The following is a 16,783-nucleotide window of genomic DNA, read 5'->3' as shown; positions in this document are numbered from 1 at the left end:
CATTGCTCGACGCTCACGGGGGTCGGCAGAGTCTGGTTCGAGGCCGTTCCGCCAATTGTCATGTGGAGGCGTTTGTCCGTGATGCGATTTCAGGTACTCGGCCGACTCACCGTCACCAACGAGCGGGGCGACTGCACGCCGACCGCGCCGATGGTGCGACGCGTGCTGGCGCAACTACTCCTGCGCGCGAACAGCATCGTCATGCTCGACGCCATCATCGACGAGCTGTGGGGTGACAAGCCGCCCAAGAGCGCCGTCCCCACCGCGCAGACGTACATCTATCAACTGCGGCGTCAGTTCCAACCCGGAGTTCCAGACGACACGCCCGAGCAGCTGCTCGCCACGTCCGGCGCCGGCTACATCCTCCGGGTGGCGCCGGACCAGCTCGACCTGGAGGCGTTCCTCCGGCTGTCCGCGGAGGGGCGCACCGCGCTCGCCGCCGGCGACCCGGCCACGGCGGGGCGGTTGTTACGGCAGGCGCTCGCCCTCTGGTCGGGACCCGCGCTCGCCGACGTGAAGCCCGGACCGTCGATCCAGGCGCACATCGTCCATCTCATGGAACAGCGGACGCACACCGTCGAACTGCGGATCCAGGCCGACGCGATGCTGGGCCGGCACCGGGAACTCGTCGGCGAGCTGAAGGCCATCCTGGTCACCAACCCGTTCAACGAGTGGTACCACGCTCAGCTGATCAAGGCGCTGGCTTCGAGTGGCCGACGCAACGAGTCACTTGTCGCGTACCAGCATCTCCGCAAGACGTTGTCGACCGAACTCGGCCTCGAACCGTCGGACGTGTTGCAACAGCTGCATCAGGAGATCCTTGCCGGACGCGACTCCTGGTCGGACGGTGAGGCGTTGGAGCGGGCCTGGGCGGAGCCGGTCAGCCGGTGAGCCGCGTGGGGGACGTCAGCGCCGGACCGCGGACCGCCGGGGAGGCGGTCGTCGATCCGGCGCCGACGCCCTGCTACGGGTACGGGGAGGTGCGCCCGTACTACCTGTTGTGGAGCAGCCGGCCGCCGTCGACGACCAGGGTGTGCCCGGTGACCCAGGACGCGTCGTCGGAGAGCAGGAAGGCCACGGCGGCACCGACGTCAGCGGGCTTGCCGATGCGCTTCAGCGGGACCGAGCCGACCACCTTCTCCTCGCGGCCCTCGACGTTCGGCCTGGTGAAATCGGTGAGCACGGTGCCGGCCTCGACACAGTTCACCCGCACCCCGGGCGCGAGTTCGTTTGCCATCTGCCGGGTGAAGTGGTTGACCGCGGCCTTGGCCGTCCCGTACGAGGTGCCGTCGGGAACGGCGAGCTTGCTGGCGATCGACGAGATGTTGACGATGGCGCCGCCGTGCTCACCGAGCCAGCCGTGCCAGGCCGCCTGCACCCAGGTCAGCGCGGTCGTCAGGTTGAGGTCGATGGTGCGCCGGTAGGCCGCCACGTCGGTGTCGACCAGACGACGACCGTCCCGCTCCGTTCCGCCGACGTTGTTCACCAGGAGGTCGAGCGACCCGAACCGCTCGATCGCCGCCGCCACCGCGGCCCGCTGATGCTCGGGATCGTGGGCGTCGCCCGCGATGCCGAGGGCTCTGTCGTCGCCCAGCTCGGCGGCCGCCGTACGCAGCTTGTCCTCACTCCGTGAGGTGATGACCACATTCGCGCCCCGCTCGACCAGCGCGGTGGCGATGCCGAAGCCGATGCCGGTCCGAGCGCCGGTCACGAGGGCAGTCTTGCCATTCAGGCTTACCACAGTCTGTGAACCTCCGTTGGTGTGGCCCAGCTATTTCCGGAAATCACCCCGGAACAAGGAGACGAATGTTCCCCTCACCGCAATTAGACCAGCGCCCGCAAAGGGCTACAACCCGATGACGCCCCGCCTTTCCGGGACTCTTGGCAGCCACTAATGCGCTACTAGCGAGAATTTAATGTACGCGACCTCGGGCATTGCCCGGCCCGGCGCCGCATGGCCGGTCGGGGCTTATGCGGCACCGGCGATGAGCCCGATGGAGACTGCCTTGTTGACCGCTTCGAGCCGGGAACGCGCCTCCAGCTTCGTGAAGATGATCCCGAGGTGGCGCTTCACCGTGCCCTCGGCGATGGCGAGCTGCCGGGAGATCTGCCGGTTGCTCATGGCCATGCTCACCAGGGAGAGGATCTCCAGCTCCCGCTTGGTGAGCGCCTTCGTGCAGCTCGGCGCCGAGGCTATGGAGGTCAGCGCACCCGCGGACACGTGCAGCACGACCCGGATGTCGTCGGCGCAGACCGTACGGATGCTGGCCACCAGGTCGCGCCGGCTCACCGACTCGGTCAGGAAGCCGCGGACACCGCTGTCGAGCATCTGGCGCACGAGCACGGGATCGTCGCGCCGGCTGACCAGCAGGATCCTGGTGGCCGGCGAGGCCGAACGGATGCCACGCACGGCCTCGGCCACCAACCTGCTGGGCACGTCCAGCAGCACGACGTCAGGCTGCTCGACCTTGCAGGTCATGATGCCGGAGGGGCAGCTGGCGGTGTCCTCGACCACCGCTATATCCGGCTCACCCTCGAGCGCCTCACGCACCAGCTCCCGCAACAGCGCATGATCAAAGATCAGAACTATACGTAGCTGGGAATTGCTGTTGGGCCGCATGACCTGATCCCGGCTTGAGCGACGTTCCCCACTTGCCATCACAAGACGAGACATTGAAACCCCCGCATGCCGGCTGACGTATTAACACCGTAAGACGTAGCCCGCCATCCTGACAAGGCGGGATAGGACAAGGAGAAGGCGGCAGGCAACGGGGGTGACCGGCCATCCCGGCCCCCACCGCCCGCGAACAGGCAGAAGCCGCCGCACAGCACTTGGCCGTGGAATCTTAAATTTATCAGTCTGAATTGATCTCCCATCAACTGGAGCAAGCGACGGGCCGGATCGGTGATCGTCTGAGGCTCGGTCGAGAGCGGGATGCGGGTCGCCGTCCGCCTCGCCGGGCCGCACTCCCCTCCGGGCACGCCGGACACGGCACCGGAGCGACGACCGCCACCGGGGGTGCCGCCGACGCTCGCCGGGATCGCGGTGCATGACGCGTCGCGTCGTACGACGCCTCGGGCGTTCAGCGGCAGATCCGCCCGGAGTCCCGACGATCCGGGCGGTCCCGTCCCGCTCTCACTTCGGGACCCGGACGACGGTGGTGTACGTGTGATTGGTGATCATTTCGAAAGCCGGGTCCAGCAGCCTCTCCTTGATCACGTCAAGGTCGGCAGCCGTCAGAGCGGTCTGGCTCAACAGGAACGGCTCCAGCATGTCGCTGTGCAGCCGAGCGAGCCGGGCGGTCGGCGACCCGCCCTGTCCCGGCGCCCGATAGTCCCGTACGGTGACATCCTCGTAGCCGGCGGCCGCCAGCACCTCCGGCGTGCGCGCCGCCCAGCCGAAGTCCATGCCGGTCTGGTCGGCGAGCTTGTGCACGGCATCGTGATAGGCCTGGAAGATACGAGCCGTGTACTCGTCGACGGGTGACGCGAAGAGTCCCTCGGTGGCGCACCCGCAGTACCAGTCGGTGAGCACCAGCGCTCCGCCGGGCCGCAGCTGCGTGGCCAGCCTCGTCGCGACCGCGTCCCTGTCGGCGACGTGCATCAGCACCAACCGCGCGTGGATCAGGTCGAACTTCGGCTCCGGCCACGGGTCCCTGGTGAGGTCGTGACTGATCGCCTCGATACGTGGATGGCGGGGCACGTGCTGGGGCTTGAGGTCACTGGCGACCACGTGTCCGGATGTTCCCACCCGGGCGGCCAGCCAGCGGGCGACGGAGCCGTCCCCGGCACCCACCTCCCAGCAGCGCCATCCGTGGCCCACCCCCACCACCTCGCCCAGGATGGAGAACGTCTCCCGGTTGAGGATCTCGGCGAGCAGGCTCAGCTGCTCGGGAGCTGCCACCGAGTCGTTGTCGAAACGTTGCTCGTGATCCGTGCGGTACATAGCTTCTCCCTACGGGTTCGTTCGCGACCGGGCCCACGGCTACGGCGCGCCCGGTGGCTCGTGACGGCCCGCGCCGGGTCGCGGCTTCGGCCCCGCCGCGCGGACCGCCCGGCCCACGCACGACGCGGAACCCGGACGCCACCCCGACGCTGTCGTGACGCACCGGCAGCGCTCTAGATCGACGCGGGCAGCAACTCGTTGACCAGCTCGACGAACTCCCTGGGCGTCGTGTCCTTGTTGGCCCGGTCCTCCGGCAGGCTGATCTTGAGCTCACGCTCGATCAGGAGCGTCATCTCGACGATCGAGATCGAGTCGTAGCCGAGATCGGCGAGCGTGGTCTCGGCGATGTCGCCGTCCAGGTCGAGCCCGTCGTCGTCGCCCGCCGCCCGCCGCAAGTACTCGACCAAGTCCGCCTGGGTGAACGCCACCATCATTGCCCCCTTCGGCTCATGCTGTGGCAATCAACATCGCCGGAGGACTTAGACACCGGGTCGAGTTCCGATCGACGGCGGGCACGTTCGGCCCCGACGGACACCCGTCGACACCGCAGGCAGACCGGCAGGGCTTCGCCTGGGCCTCGATCGAGCCTGGGCCGGCCATGACGATCCTCGTCGGATACGGGCAACTGATCCGATCCGGAGGAGGACGACGATGAGCGACGAGCTCTACATCGCCGCCGCGAGTTCGTGGCTGCCAGGGCGCATGACGCTCGACGAGGCGGAACTGGCCGGCCTCGCCGACCGGGCCCGGGTGTGGAACACCGGCATCGAGTCGGTCTGTGTCTCGACGGACAGGTCCGCACCGGAGATGGCCGTGCTGGCCGCGCGGGATGCCCTCCACCGGGCCGGGGTGGGGCCGGAGGATCTCCAACTGCTGCTGCACGCCTGCGCGTACCACCAGGGTCACGACATGTGGCCGTCGGCGTCCTACATCCAGCGGCACTGCGGCGGCGGTTCGTATCCGGCCGTCGAGGTACGCCAGATGTCCAACGGCGGCATGATGGCTCTCCAACTGGCGGCCGGATACCTGGGGGCCGGTGGTCGGACGGCTGCCCTGATCACCACGGCCGACCGGTTCTCCCTGCCCGGCTTCGACCGGTGGCACAGCGATCCGGGGACCGTCTGCGGTGACGGCGCCACCGCTGTGGTGCTGTCCACCCGTACCGGGTTCGCCAGGCTCCGCGGGCTCGACTCGGTGTCCGACAGCGGCCTGGAGCACGGTAGCCGGGGGGACCGGTTCAGCGACGCGCCGCTGGCCGACCGGTCGCCGGTCGACCTGAGCAACGACTCGCTGGCGCGCGAGTTCGGGGTGGAGGGCCTGCTCAACCGCATCGCGGCGGGTCAGCGTGATGCCTTCGACCGGGCCTGCGCGCAGGCGGACGTGAAGTTCGGCGACATCGACTGGTTCCTGCTGCCGAACCTGGGCCGGACCCGGATGCGAGCGCAGTACTTCGGGCCGTTCGGCATCGACCCGCAGCGCTCCACCTGGTCCTGGGGCCGGCGGGTCGGACACCTGGGCGCGGGCGACCAGTTCGCCGGGCTGGCCCACCTCGTCGCCGAAGGTGTTCTCGAGCCCGGCCAGACCTGCATGCTGGCCGGCGTCGGTGTCGGCTTCACCTGGACCGCCGGGGTCGTGGAAATCGTCGCCCGGCCGTGAGCGAGACGACGTCGGACAGAGCGGGCCGGACCGCGGCCCGTCCCCTTCCGGACCCGGGACCGGATCCGGAAGGGGACACCCTCAGGGTGCGGTCAGCACCATGACGGAGTTGATGCCCCCGCCTCGGGCCAGCACCACGGCACTGGTCACCGTCGTCTCCCTCGGCTGCCCGACCACCAGGTCGAGTTGATCGGACCCGACCGGTTCGGTCACGTTGATCGTGGGTGGGATGACGCCGTGCCGGATGCTCAGCGACGCGGTGGCCACGTCGAGCGCCGGGCTCCCGGAATACAACCGGCCGGTCATCGTCTTGGGCGCGGTGACCGGAACCGCCCGGGGACCGAACACGCCGGTGACGGCGGCGGCCTCGGCACGGTCGAGGTCGGCCACGCCTGCCGCGTCCGCGAACACCACGTCGACGTCGGCCGGGCTCATGTCGGCGTCCGACAGCGCCAGCTCGATGGCCCGACGCAGTCCTGGTTCTCGTCCGGACGCGGGATCAGGGTCGAAGGTGGTGGCGTACCCGGCGATCTCGCCGTAGGACCGGGCACCCCGGGCAGCGGCGTGCCCGGCCTCCTCGACGAGGAGCATGGCACCCCCCTCACCGAGCAGATAGCCCGATGCGGCGGCGTCGAACGGCAGGTAGGCCCGTGCCGGATCGATCGCCGTGCTCATCCGGCCGGTGGTCAGCTCGATCACCCAGCCCAGCGGGCACAGCGTGCTCTCGGCCGCGCCGCACATCACGACGGACATGCCGTCGGCCACGTACCGGCGGGCCTGGGCGATGGAGTCCAACCCCGCCGTCTGCCCGGTCAGGACGCCGCCGGAGCCGAGCATCCGGTGCCGGATGGAGAGTTGTCCCGTGTTCACCGCGTAGAACCAGGAGAACGAGAGATAGGCGCTCACGTGCTCGCTGCCGAGGTTCCACAGTTTCGCCAGCTCCCGTTGGCTGAATTCGAGGCCACCGGCGGAGATGCCGGTGACGATGCCGACCCGGTCGGCCCGTACGGCGGCCAGGTCGAGGGCCGAGTCGCTGATCGCGCCGTCCGCCGCGATCAACGCCAGCCGGGTGGCCTGGTCGGTCTGCGGCACGAGCCGCCCGGGGATGTGCTCGCGCACGTCGTAGCCGGCCACTTCGCCCGCCAGCTGGACCGGGTACTGCGCCGGATCGAACCGGGTCACCCGTTCGATGCCGCTCCGCCCGTGCAGCAGGGCGTCCCAGTACTCGTCGGTGTCGAATCCGTTCGGCGCGACCACGCCGATACCGGTGATCACCGCGCGGCTGCGCTCCGGCAGCGGGCTCGTCTCACTCACCGACGTCCGCCTTCGTCAGCACCATCGCGCTCTGGAAGCCGCCGAACCCGCTGCCCACCTTCAGCACCGTCCGCAGATCCGCCGGCCGTGCTCGCAACGGGACGTAGTCGAGGCCCAGCTCCGGGTCCGGCTCGTGCAGGTTGGCCGTCGGCGGGATCAGCCCGGTCTCGATGGCCATCGCGCACACGGCGATCTCGACCGACCCGATGGCGCCCAGCGAGTGGCCGATCATCGACTTGATCGAACTCACCGGGGTCCGGTACACGTGGTCGCCCAGGCTGCGTTTGAACGCGTCGGTCTCGTGCCGGTCGTTCTGCTTCGTGCTGGAGCCATGCGCGTTCACGTAGTCGACCTGGTCAGGAGTGCGACGGGCCATCCGCAGCGCCACGTCGATGGCCTCGGCCATCTCGGTGCCCTCGGGCCGGAGCCCGGTCATGTGGAACCCGTTCGACCGCACACCCCAGCCGGCGATCTCCGCGTAGATGTGTGCGCCGCGCGCGGTGGCGTGCTCCCACTCCTCCAGCACCAGGATCGCGCAGCCCTCGGCAAGCACGAACCCGTTGCGGGTCCGGTCGAACGGCCGGGACGCGGTGGCGGGATCGTCGTTGCGCGGGGTAGTCGCCTTGATCGCATCGAAGGAGGCGACACACACCGGGGAGATGGGCGCGTCCGTGCCACCGGCCAGCATCACGTCGGCCGCGCCCTCCCGGATCAGTTGCGCCGCGTGGGACACCGACTCGATGCCCGCCGTGCATCCCGTGGAGACCAGCGCGACCGGACCGCAGGCACCGGCCTCACGGGCCACGTCGGCAGCGATCGAGGTCGGGACGAGATAGTTGAACAGGTGCGGTATCGCGTACCCGTGGTCGAGAAGCCACTCGCGGCCACCGTCGGACATCACGTTGTACTCGCGGTCCAGGCTCATCGTGCCGCCGATGGCGCTGCCGATCGAGGTTCCGGTGCGGTACGGGTCGATCGTCCCGACGTCGAGGTCGGCGTCCGCGATCGCTTCCCGGGTCGCGGCGACGGCGAGTTGCGCACTGCGGTCCAGCCGGCGGATCTCCTTCGCGGACAACCCCTCCGCCACCGGGTCGAAGTCGCACTCGCCCGCGATCCGGGAGCGGAACCCGGACGGGTCGAACAGCGAGATGGTACGGACGGCCGACGTGCCGGACGAGATCAGCTGCCAGAACTCCTTGTTGTTCCCGCCGCCCGGGGCACGAACGCCCATGCCGGTGATGGCGACCCGTCGGTTCGTCGTACGCTCACCGTTCGCGCGCACAGCATGTGGCATGGGAGCCTCTTTCCTGATGTCGGAGGTCAGGCATCGAAGGTCACGGGCAGTGATTCGAGTCCCCGGATCGTGAGGCTGCGCTGCCACCGCAACTGCTCGGGCGGTACGGCCAGGGCGAGGTTGGGCAGCCGGCGCAACAACGCGTCGAACGCGATCCGGCCCTCCAGCCTGGCCAGCGGGGCGCCGAGGCAGAAGTGCGCGCCGCGTCCGAACGCCACGTGCCCGGTGTCGGAGCGGGCCACGTCGAAGTTGTCCGCCCCGGCGAACTTCGCCTGGTCCCGGTTCGCCGAGGCCAGGGACAGCAGCACCGGATAGCCCTTCTCGATGCGGGTACCGGCGACCTCGATGGGCTCGAGGGGAAACCGCCAGGTCGCCGTCTCGAACGAGCCGTCGTACCGGAGCATCTCCTCCAGGGCCGAGTCCACGAGTTCCGGCTTCGCCCGCAGCAGCGCCAGCTGGTCGGGGTTGCGCAGCAGGGCCAGCATGCCGTTCCCGACCAGGTTGACGGTCGTCTCGAAGCCACCGATCAGCAGCAGGGACATCATCGACAGCAACTCGGTCTCGTTCAGCCGGTCGCCGTCGTCCTGGGCAGCGATCAGCGCGTCGACCAGACCGTCGGCCGGCTCACTGCGGCGCTTCTCGACGAGTTCGGTGAGGTACCCGAGGAGGTCGCGCAGTCCGACCGGACGCGCGTTGCCGCCGTCGGTCGCAGCGGTGTCCTTGTCGTTCGTCCACTTGCGGAAATCCTTGGTCCACTGGCGGAACATCTGCTGGTCCGCCACCGGCACGCCCAGCAGGGCGCAGATCACCGTGATCGCCATGGGAAACGCGAACTCGGTGACCAGGTCGACCCGGCCGCGTGGCTCGATCTCGTCGAGCAGCCCGTCGACGATCTGCTGCACCTGGCCCCGCAGACCCTCGACGCGGCGAGCGGTGAACGCGGTCGAGACCAACCGGCGCAGTCGCGTGTGCTCGGGAGCGTCGGTGGTGAGCAGGTGGGTGCCCAGCCCGGTCCGGTCCTCCAACGGACGTCCCCTGCCCGCTTCCTGCCAGTCGAGTGGCGCGTTGCGTGGGTCCTTGCTCATCCGGGGATCGCCGAGCAGCATCCGTACGTCCTCGTACCGGGTGACCAGCAATCCGTACAGGCCCTTGCCCTCCAGAACAGGCCGGACCGGCTCGTCCGCGCGCAGTTTTGCGTACTCGGGATAGGGATCCGCGCCGAAGTCCATGACTTGTCCCCTCTGCTTCCTGCTCAGTCCGTCACCGCGACGGTCCGGCCCGCCGTGCGATGCCGGAGGGGCACGCGGACAGCCAGGAAGACGATGTAGTGCGCTCAGCTTGGCGTCGCCGGTTCGAGAGGAGTTCGTGTCCGGTTAGAACCAGGGGACCGTCGCCCGCGGTCGTCCCGCTGCCGGACAGCATGCGGCCGGCACCGGCTGGGCCGGTGCCGGCCGCGGGCCGGGTCCGAGGTGCCGGGAGCGCTGCGGGGGTCAGACTCCCTGGGCGATGTCGCTCGGAACCGGCCGGCACAGGATCCGGTCGCGCGCCTCCCGCAGCTGCTGTTCGCTGGAGTCGGCTGCCCGGGTGGTCACCGTGCGCCAGCCGACGAACCCGTCGGGCCGGATCAGCACGGCGCCGTCCTCCTTGATGGAGGCGGCTGCGGCCCACCCCTCGACCGCGTGGGCCGTGATGCCCAGCTTCGATGCGGCGTCGAGCCAGTGGCCGGCCGCCGTCCCGGTCAGCAGGGTGAAGCCGTTCACCAGATCGACCGTGGACCGGCCGTCGGGCAGCCAGATGTGTGGCAGGCGGCTGCCCGGAGCGCCGTCGAGGACGAGATTCTCCATGTCCGTCAACGGTTCCGGGTCGATCACCGCGGCGGAGTCGTACCGATAGCCGACCACGGGGATCATGATCCCCGCCATACCGACGGCGGCACGCTCGGCGGCCAGGGCCGGATCATTGTTCCAGTGCAGATTGTGGTTCTCCGAGCGGATCACGCTCTGCCGCATGCTGAAGAGCGCGACCGGCCGACGCTCGGCTTCGTAGGTGTCAAGCAGGGCGTCGCCTCCGGCGGCCATCTTCCATGCCAGGTTGTGGCCGTCGGCGATACCCATGTTGAGGCCGAAGCCACCGACCGGCGGCACCGCGTGGGCCGCATCCCCGACGAGGAAGTACCTGCCCTGCCGGAACACGTCGGCCACATGCGCCGTCGACGACCACGGCAACTGGCTGATGATCTCCGGCTCGATGTCGGGCACACCGGTCGCATCCCTGATCTGCTGCCGGATCTGCTCGGCGGGGGTCTTGGGGTCGCCGTTGGGGATGTGGAAGATCCACCGGCCGTGTTCGTCGACCCGGTACAGGATCCCGGACGCCCGCTCGTTGCGCAGGAACGTCATGGACAGTGGCGGGACAGGCAGGTCGGCGCGGAACAACACGTTGAGCATGTGCGACTTGCTGATCGCTCCCGGGCCGGTGACGCCGATGCCGAGCAGCTCCCGGACCTTGCTGCGGATGCCGTCGGCGCCGATGACGTAGTCTCCCGTGATCACCCGGCCGTCCGCGGTGGTGACCTCGGCGTCCGGCGTGACAGCGACCACCTCGCTGTCGAAGTCCACCTGGCTGCCCAGGTCGCGCAGCAGCGTCACGGCGGCCCGGTCGACCAGGTCCTGCGGACAACTGCCCAGCTTCGCCGGGCCGATCTCCGGTCGCTCGAACTTGGTGGTGACGGTGGTGAGGGCGGCCAGGCTGGGCCCCGACATCAGGCCCCGGGCGAATTCCGCCGTGTTCAGCTCGAAGCCGGCCTCCCGCAGGATCTCCGCCGACCGGTCGGTGAGGCCGAACGCCCTCGGATGGTCGTTGACCTCGCCCCGGCGCTCCAGAACGTGGACCGAGACCCCCTGGCGGGCGAGAAAGACCGCGGTGCAGAGCCCGACGGTGCCGCCCCCGACAATAGTGACACGCATGACGTCCCCTTCTTCGATTGGACCGGTCCGTTGATCCCACTGGTGGGGCTAACTTCGTGCGTCGGCAGCACCCGACGACTGGTCTACAGGCCCGCTCGGGCGAAACGGAACGCCGAGAGCGGCACAAAGATCGCCAACAGCAGTCCGGCCCACAGCAGGCTCGCGATGACCGGATGGTGCAGTGGCCACGCGGCACCCGGATCCACGGCAACGGGATTGCCGAACAACGTCCGGGTCGCCGTCGCCAGTGCGCTGAGCGGGTTCCACTCACAGATCAGCCGGAGCCAGTCCGGCATCCTGGCGGTGGGTACGAACGCGTTGGAAACCATGGTGAGCGGCAGCGTCAGCGGCGCCAGTGCCGCCGCCGTCGTTGCGGAACGGATCGCCAGTCCCAGATAGGTGCCGACCCACGCCAGGGTGTATCGGAACAGCAGCAGCAGGCCGATGGCGAGCAACGCCTTCGCGAGGCCGTCGTGCGCCCTCCAGCCGACGATCAACCCGGTCAGCATCATGACCGCCAGGCCGTAGGCGCCGATGAAGGCCTCGGCGCCGCTCTGCCCGAGCGGCATGGCCACCCGGTTGGTCGGCAGGGAGCGGAGCCGGTCCATCGCCCCGCGTGCCTGGTCCATCGCGACATCCACCATCGCCGAGGACAACGCGGTTCCGCTGCCCAGTACGAACAGCCCGGGCATCATGTACTCGCGGTAGTTCGAGGAGCCCGTGATGCCGATCGAACTGCCGAACACGAATCCGAACAGCAGCACGAACACCGTCGGCATCAGCATGATGGTGATCAGGGTTCCGGGCTCGTGCCGCAGCCGCAGCAGGTTCCGCTGGGTCAGCACCCAGCCGTCGGCGAGAACGGTCATGCCACCGCCTCCAGGTCACCGGCCCGCTGCACCGGGCTGACGGGCTTGCCCGTCACGGCGAGGAACACGTCGTCGAGGCTCGGCTCGCGGACCCCGACGTCGCGTACCAGCGCACCGGCGTTGTCGAGTTCCCGCACGATCTGGGGCAGGGTCGGCACCGGATGCACCGCGGCCACCACGACGTGCGATCCGTCGGCCTCCGGCCGGCGGCCGGTGAGCCGCTCCAGCACCGCCATGGCATTCGCCACGTGGCCCTCGGACTGCACCACGACCTCGATGTGGCTACCGATCTGCGACTTGAGCGCGACCGGGGTGCCTTCGGCCACCACGTGACCGTGGTCGATCACGCCGACGGAGGCGGCCAACTGGTCCACCTCCTCCAGATACTGGCTGGTGAGCAGGACCGTGGTGCCGTCGACGACGAGCTCGCGCACGGTCTGCCAGATCTCCATGCGGCTCCGGACGTCGAGGCCGGTGGTGGGCTCGTCGAGAAACAGCACCGCGGGAGCCCGCAACAGGCTCGCGATCAGGTCCAGCCGGCGACGCATGCCACCGGAGTAACTGGCGGTCAGCCGGTCACCGGCAGCGGCGAGACCGAATCGTTCCAGCAGGTCGTCCGCGCGTTTCCTCGCCCCCCGCACGCCCAGCCGCGACAGGCGGCCAAAGATCCGCAGGTTCTCCCGGCCGGTCAGTTTCTCGTCGAGCGTGGTGTCCTGACCGGTCAGCCCGATCACTTTCCGGACGCTGCCCGGGTCCTGTGCCACGTCGAATCCCGCGACCACGGCCGTTCCCGATGTGGGTCTGGTCAGTGTGCTCAGGATGCGGACGCAGGTGCTCTTGCCGGCGCCGTTCGGGCCGAGCAGGCCGTAGACCATGTTCGGCGGGATCGCCAGGTCGAGCCCGGTCAGCGCCTCGACATCCCCGTACCGCTTGCGGAGGTCCTGTGTGTGGATGATCGCTTCCTCCATGGCCCCTCTCCCCTACCGAGTACGGCGTACGCGGATAAAAGTAGCTACTGGGTACGACGTACGCAACTGGCAATGACGCGGCTGCCGACGATCACGCGTACCCTTGTGCCGTGTCGGACCCCAAACCCATTGTCTGGATGCGACCGGAGAAACCGACGCGTGGCCCGGCTCCGTCGCACAGCCGTGAGGAGATCGCCATGGTGGCGATCTCGATCGCGGATGCCGAAGGCCTGGAAGCCGCCTCGATGCGGAACATCGCGAAGAAGCTCGGCACCGGCGCGATGACCCTCTATCGATACCTTCCCACCAGGGAAGACCTGTGGGCGGTGATGATCGACGAGGCGGCCATCTTCGAGCCGCAGGAGCCGACCGGCGACCTCCGCGCCGACCTGACCGTGCTGGCCCGCCGCAGGCGGAAGACCTTCCTGCGACACCCCTGGCTGGCCCCACTCCTCGCCACCCGCCCGATCATCGGCCCCAACTTTCTGCGCGGCATGGAACGTGATCTCGGTGTTCTCGCCGGCTGCGGTCTGAACATCGAAGACTCGACCGACGTGATGAACCTGATCTACTCGTGGGTCAGCGGCACCGTCCAGGCCGAGCTGACCGATCGGGCGAACACCCACCAGTCCGGCGTCGACCGTCACGGGTGGCGGATGCGCATGAAGCCGTATCTGGTGTCCCTGCTCGCGACCGGCCAGTTCCCCTATCTGAGCCGGATGACCGAGTCGACGGAGATCGCCGAGGCCGACGAACAGTTCGAGACCGGATTGGCGATCATCCTGGGTGGCATCGAGGTCCGGTACTCGACGTCCGCCGAGGGTTGACGAAGCCCGTCCGGTGTCGCACGGTGCATGACCGCGGCGGGCGGGTCACCGGGCATGAGCGTTCGACGACCCCGCCCGGAGCTCCACGATCGACATCCGGCCGGCCGGCAGAACAGAGATGATCTCCAGGCCCGTGGGTGCCGCCAGCTCGCCCAACTGCTCAAGGGTGTGCTGTCTGCCGCCGAAGTAGCAGAGCATGCGCAGATCGCCCGCCGTCAGCTCGTTCTGCCCGGTGAAGTAGTCCACCACGAACACGCTGCCGGCAGAGGATGCCGCCTCGGCGCACCGGCGCACGATCCGGGCAGCCGCCTCGTCGTTCCAGTTGTGCAGGATGCTGGACAGCAGATAGCCGTCCGCGCCGGCCGGAAGCTCGTCGAAGAAGCTGCCCGCCACGACGTCGGCCCGATGGTCGAGCCCAGCGGCGGCGATCGCCTTGGCGGCCCGACGCGCGGCTCCGGGCAGATCGACGACTGTCCCACTGAGCCCCGGGTGGGCCTGCAGGATGGTCATCAACATGCTGCCGTCCCCGCCACCGACATCAACGAGACGACGAAGTCTGCCCCAGTCGTATCCTGCGGCGACGGCCGGCGCGTGGGTCGCCAGCCTGGCGCCCATCTGCGCGTCGAACGACTCGGCACGCTCGTCGTTGACCGACAGGTCGTCCCAGAACGTCTGCCCGTACTGCTGGGGGAAGGTGGGCTCGCCGGTGCGGACCGTGTGCAGCAGGTGGACGAGGCTCAGCTCGGCGTGACCGATGGCCCCCTCGACATCGAGCACGGACCGCATCTCCTCGGGGTGCCCGTCACACAGGTACCGACCCATCTCGGTCACGTCGTAGACACCGGTCGCCGTACTCGACAGCACTCCGGCGACCGACAGGTGGTCCAGCAGCCGCCGCAGGACATCCCGGTCGGCTCGCACCGCCTCGGCGAGCGCCTCGGTCGTCCGCAGGCCGGCGACTATGTGGTCGGCCAGCCGCAGGGTCGCGGCCACCCGGATCGCCATCGGGGTCAGCAGATCGGCCGCTGCCCATATTCCTCCGCCTCTGGCGGTCACCTTCTCGGCCATTGGCCCTCCCGACACACGGTTGTCTGTTGACACGTACGAGCGACCGCTTCAGAAGCCGGCGCGTCCCTCCGCGAACGCCTTGGCGAGAGTCAGGTTGCTCATGCTGTTGCCGCTCAGCAGCCGCCGCAGGTACCGGCGCGCGTGACCGATCGTCGTCCCCGCGCCGAGCAGTGACAGCGCCGAAGGTTTGATCGTGCTGGTGTGCCGGGCCTCGGCGATGACGCCCTCGGGGACCTCGGTGAACTTCCAGTGGCCGGTGTGCGCGTCGAGCATCGCAGGCAGCGAGATCTGCTTGTAGACGATGAGCTTCGGCGGCAGGCAGATCCGCACCGAGCGGACGGTGTGCGTGCTGCCGTCCGGGCCCTTCGTCTCCATGTCGAAGAACTGGACGTCCGGGACCTCCTCGGTGAGGGTGAGTCCCACGACGTGCGGGATGCGCTCGGGCCACAGATCCGCCCGGTAGAGATAGTCGTACGCGTCCTCGACGGCACCGGCGACGAACAACGGATCGGTGAAGGACACGACCAGTTCGTCCAGCTCGGTGAGCCGCGCCGCCGTGTCGCGCAGGGTGTCGAGTTGTTCACCACTGTCCTTGGTGATCTGCTCTAGGAGCGGGCCGAGATCGGCCTCGGCCTGCGCGTCGATGTGGTGGCGCAGCACGACCTCGGTGCGATGCGGTGCCAGTTCGGTGAACACCCATTCGGCGCGGATCCCGCTGGCGGGGGACTCCGCGTCCAGGTGCGTGAGCGTGATGCGGTGTCCCGGCCGGTCGACTCGGCGTACCGCCCGCCAGGTGCGGACGGCGGAGTCGCTGACCAGCGCCCAGTACTGGATCAGGTCGCCCTTGTCGTTGCTGTGGAGCACTTCCGCGTGCACCGCCGACGGGTGGAACTGCGGCCAGCGTCCGACATCGGCGACAAGGTCGAATGCCGTTTCACGGGCGACGTCGACAATCACGCGAGAGTCGATCTCCTGCTGGTTGTCTGACACGGCGAGACACCTCACAAGCGTCGTAGGGGTCCGGATCGATCAGCTCAACGGTGTCCGTCGCCGCTCGACCGGGATTCGAGGACCCGTCGAGTTGACCAGAAGTCGATTCGGCGTCGAAGGCGGTGGCGCAAGCTCGGCGCGACCTCGGTACGAGCCCTGCGAGGGTCCGTGACGCGGCAAGACATTCAGCCCGCCTACCGCGAGGAGAGGCATATGCCGAACATTGTCACTGTCGGTAGATTCGATAGTGATGACGTCGCCGCCGTTACCAAGATCCTTCAGGAGTTCGACGGCAAGGCGGCCATCGGGCTTCCCCGGCTACGCCGGCGGCAGGTCTTCTTCTACTCCGACATCTACGTACACATGCAGGACTGGGATGTCGCGGACTCCGCCGAGGCGTACCAGGTGGCGACCACCGAACCGCAGTGCGCCCGGCTGAACGAGAGCCTCTCGGCCTACTTCGGCGACCATGCCGGGACGGAGGACTGGGACGGCCCGATCGATCAGCCGACGGCCGAGCGCTTCTACGTGTGGCCGACCGAGCAACTGGAGAATCTCGAAAAGACGTACAGCGCGGTGATCGTGAACACCCAGCGGCGGGAGCACAACGCCGAGGTGGCACGGCTGTTCGCCGAGTCCGATGCGACTGACATTCCCCTGACCATGGGGACGCTGCGTCGCCAGATCTATCTGTGGCGTGGCATCTACCTGCACATCCAGGACTTCGCGGAGCCCGATCCCGTCAAGGTGATCAGTGCGGTGTGGACGGAGGGGGATCCCCGTTTCCTCCAGCTCGTCGACGACCTCACGCAGCTCATTCCGCCATACGACCCGACAGGCAACTCGTTGGCCACTCGTTTCTACTACTGGGCTGCAGAGGTGTGA

At 68.7% G+C, this 16,783-nt stretch carries 16 protein-coding genes; 4 read left to right on the top strand and 12 right to left on the bottom strand.

Going from position 1 to position 16,783, the window contains the following annotated elements; all coding sequences use genetic code 11:
* Positions 1-81: 81 nt before the first annotated feature.
* The gene (locus FJK98_RS03875; RefSeq protein WP_205789386.1) at positions 82-891 is read left to right on the top strand and encodes an AfsR/SARP family transcriptional regulator; all 810 of its coding nucleotides are present in this window, start codon (positions 82-84) and stop codon (positions 889-891) included.
* A gap of 100 nt (positions 892-991) precedes the next feature.
* On the opposite strand, the gene FJK98_RS03870 is transcribed toward FJK98_RS03875, so the two are convergent.
* The 4 genes from FJK98_RS03870 to FJK98_RS03855 all read right to left on the bottom strand — a co-directional run bounded on the left by FJK98_RS03870 (position 992) and on the right by FJK98_RS03855 (position 4,353).
* Positions 992-1,711, bottom strand: a complete 720-nt coding sequence (locus FJK98_RS03870; RefSeq protein ID WP_205789384.1) for an SDR family oxidoreductase — start codon at positions 1,709-1,711, stop codon at positions 992-994.
* 258 nt (positions 1,712-1,969) lie between these two features.
* Positions 1,970-2,563: a response regulator transcription factor gene (locus FJK98_RS03865; RefSeq protein ID WP_205789382.1), complete on the bottom strand. Its 594-nt coding sequence runs from the start codon at positions 2,561-2,563 to the stop codon at positions 1,970-1,972.
* A 573-nt stretch (positions 2,564-3,136) separates the two neighbouring features.
* Positions 3,137-3,946, bottom strand: coding sequence for a class I SAM-dependent methyltransferase (locus tag FJK98_RS03860; protein WP_145917788.1), 810 nt, complete (start codon positions 3,944-3,946; stop codon positions 3,137-3,139).
* 173 nt (positions 3,947-4,119) lie between these two features.
* Positions 4,120-4,353 carry an acyl carrier protein gene (locus FJK98_RS03855; protein ID WP_205789381.1) on the bottom strand — a complete coding sequence of 78 codons (234 nt, stop codon included), beginning with the start codon at positions 4,351-4,353 and terminating at the stop codon, positions 4,120-4,122.
* Positions 4,354-4,597: 244 nt separating this feature from the next.
* Between FJK98_RS03855 and FJK98_RS03850 the strand changes: the two genes are divergently transcribed.
* Positions 4,598-5,602, top strand: a complete 1,005-nt coding sequence (locus FJK98_RS03850; RefSeq protein ID WP_145917787.1) for a ketoacyl-ACP synthase III family protein — start codon at positions 4,598-4,600, stop codon at positions 5,600-5,602.
* Positions 5,603-5,683: 81 nt separating this feature from the next.
* On the opposite strand, the gene FJK98_RS03845 is transcribed toward FJK98_RS03850, so the two are convergent.
* From FJK98_RS03845 to FJK98_RS03820, 6 genes are all read right to left on the bottom strand, one after another.
* The gene (locus tag FJK98_RS03845; protein ID WP_240762596.1) at positions 5,684-6,916 is read right to left on the bottom strand and encodes a ketosynthase chain-length factor; all 1,233 of its coding nucleotides are present in this window, start codon (positions 6,914-6,916) and stop codon (positions 5,684-5,686) included.
* Positions 6,909-8,210 carry a beta-ketoacyl synthase gene (locus FJK98_RS03840; protein ID WP_145917786.1) on the bottom strand — a complete coding sequence of 434 codons (1,302 nt, stop codon included), beginning with the start codon at positions 8,208-8,210 and terminating at the stop codon, positions 6,909-6,911. The genes FJK98_RS03845 and FJK98_RS03840 overlap by 8 nt, the downstream gene beginning before the upstream one ends.
* A 26-nt stretch (positions 8,211-8,236) precedes the next feature.
* The gene (locus tag FJK98_RS03835; protein ID WP_145917785.1) at positions 8,237-9,439 is read right to left on the bottom strand and encodes a cytochrome P450; all 1,203 of its coding nucleotides are present in this window, start codon (positions 9,437-9,439) and stop codon (positions 8,237-8,239) included.
* Between the two features lie 261 nt (positions 9,440-9,700).
* On the bottom strand, positions 9,701-11,176 hold the full coding sequence (locus FJK98_RS03830) for an FAD-dependent oxidoreductase (RefSeq protein WP_145917784.1): 1,476 nt from the start codon (positions 11,174-11,176) through the stop codon (positions 9,701-9,703).
* An 83-nt stretch (positions 11,177-11,259) separates the two neighbouring features.
* A complete protein-coding gene (locus tag FJK98_RS03825) occupies positions 11,260-12,045 on the bottom strand; it encodes an ABC transporter permease (RefSeq protein ID WP_145917783.1) in 786 nt (261 codons plus the stop codon).
* Positions 12,042-13,013, bottom strand: a complete 972-nt coding sequence (locus tag FJK98_RS03820; protein WP_145917782.1) for an ATP-binding cassette domain-containing protein — start codon at positions 13,011-13,013, stop codon at positions 12,042-12,044. Before FJK98_RS03820 ends, FJK98_RS03825 begins: the two co-directional genes overlap by 4 nt.
* A gap of 110 nt (positions 13,014-13,123) precedes the next feature.
* Here FJK98_RS03820 and FJK98_RS33065 point away from each other — a divergent pair, with 110 nt between their 5' ends.
* Positions 13,124-13,840: a TetR/AcrR family transcriptional regulator gene (locus tag FJK98_RS33065; RefSeq protein ID WP_205789379.1), complete on the top strand. Its 717-nt coding sequence runs from the start codon at positions 13,124-13,126 to the stop codon at positions 13,838-13,840.
* A gap of 45 nt (positions 13,841-13,885) precedes the next feature.
* Here the strand turns inward: FJK98_RS33065 and FJK98_RS33060 are convergent, their stop codons facing one another.
* Positions 13,886-14,908 (bottom strand): methyltransferase, encoded by a 1,023-nt coding sequence (locus FJK98_RS33060; protein ID WP_168222378.1) that lies wholly within the window; start codon positions 14,906-14,908, stop codon positions 13,886-13,888.
* 48 nt (positions 14,909-14,956) lie between these two features.
* Positions 14,957-15,898 (bottom strand): aromatase/cyclase, encoded by a 942-nt coding sequence (locus FJK98_RS03810; protein WP_145917781.1) that lies wholly within the window; start codon positions 15,896-15,898, stop codon positions 14,957-14,959.
* 213 nt (positions 15,899-16,111) lie between these two features.
* Between FJK98_RS03810 and FJK98_RS03805 the strand changes: the two genes are divergently transcribed.
* Positions 16,112-16,783, top strand: coding sequence for a TcmI family type II polyketide cyclase (locus FJK98_RS03805; protein ID WP_145917780.1), 672 nt, complete (start codon positions 16,112-16,114; stop codon positions 16,781-16,783).

Origin of the sequence: Micromonospora sp. HM134 (genome assembly GCF_007833915.1) — a bacterium.
Classification (GTDB): Bacteria; Actinomycetota; Actinomycetes; order Mycobacteriales; family Micromonosporaceae; genus Micromonospora; species Micromonospora wenchangensis.
Note: the sequence above shows the minus strand (reverse complement) of the source record. Positions and strands in the feature narration are given on the sequence as shown.

Bases quoted from the DNA above. Each gene is read 5' to 3' on its own strand.
- FJK98_RS03860 (WP_145917788.1), bottom strand. From the start codon at position 3,946: ATGTACCGCACGGATCACGAGCAACGTTTCGACAACGACTCGGTGGCA.
- FJK98_RS03850 (WP_145917787.1), top strand. From the start codon at position 4,598: ATGAGCGACGAGCTCTACATCGCCGCCGCGAGTTCGTGGCTGCCAGGG.
- FJK98_RS03830 (WP_145917784.1), bottom strand. From the start codon at position 11,176: ATGCGTGTCACTATTGTCGGGGGCGGCACCGTCGGGCTCTGCACCGCG.
- FJK98_RS03875 (WP_205789386.1), top strand. From the start codon at position 82: ATGCGATTTCAGGTACTCGGCCGACTCACCGTCACCAACGAGCGGGGC.
- FJK98_RS03825 (WP_145917783.1), bottom strand. From the start codon at position 12,045: ATGACCGTTCTCGCCGACGGCTGGGTGCTGACCCAGCGGAACCTGCTG.
- FJK98_RS03840 (WP_145917786.1), bottom strand. From the start codon at position 8,210: ATGCCACATGCTGTGCGCGCGAACGGTGAGCGTACGACGAACCGACGG.
- FJK98_RS33060 (WP_168222378.1), bottom strand. From the start codon at position 14,908: ATGGCCGAGAAGGTGACCGCCAGAGGCGGAGGAATATGGGCAGCGGCC.
- FJK98_RS03820 (WP_145917782.1), bottom strand. From the start codon at position 13,013: ATGGAGGAAGCGATCATCCACACACAGGACCTCCGCAAGCGGTACGGG.
- FJK98_RS03835 (WP_145917785.1), bottom strand. From the start codon at position 9,439: ATGGACTTCGGCGCGGATCCCTATCCCGAGTACGCAAAACTGCGCGCG.
- FJK98_RS03805 (WP_145917780.1), top strand. From the start codon at position 16,112: ATGCCGAACATTGTCACTGTCGGTAGATTCGATAGTGATGACGTCGCC.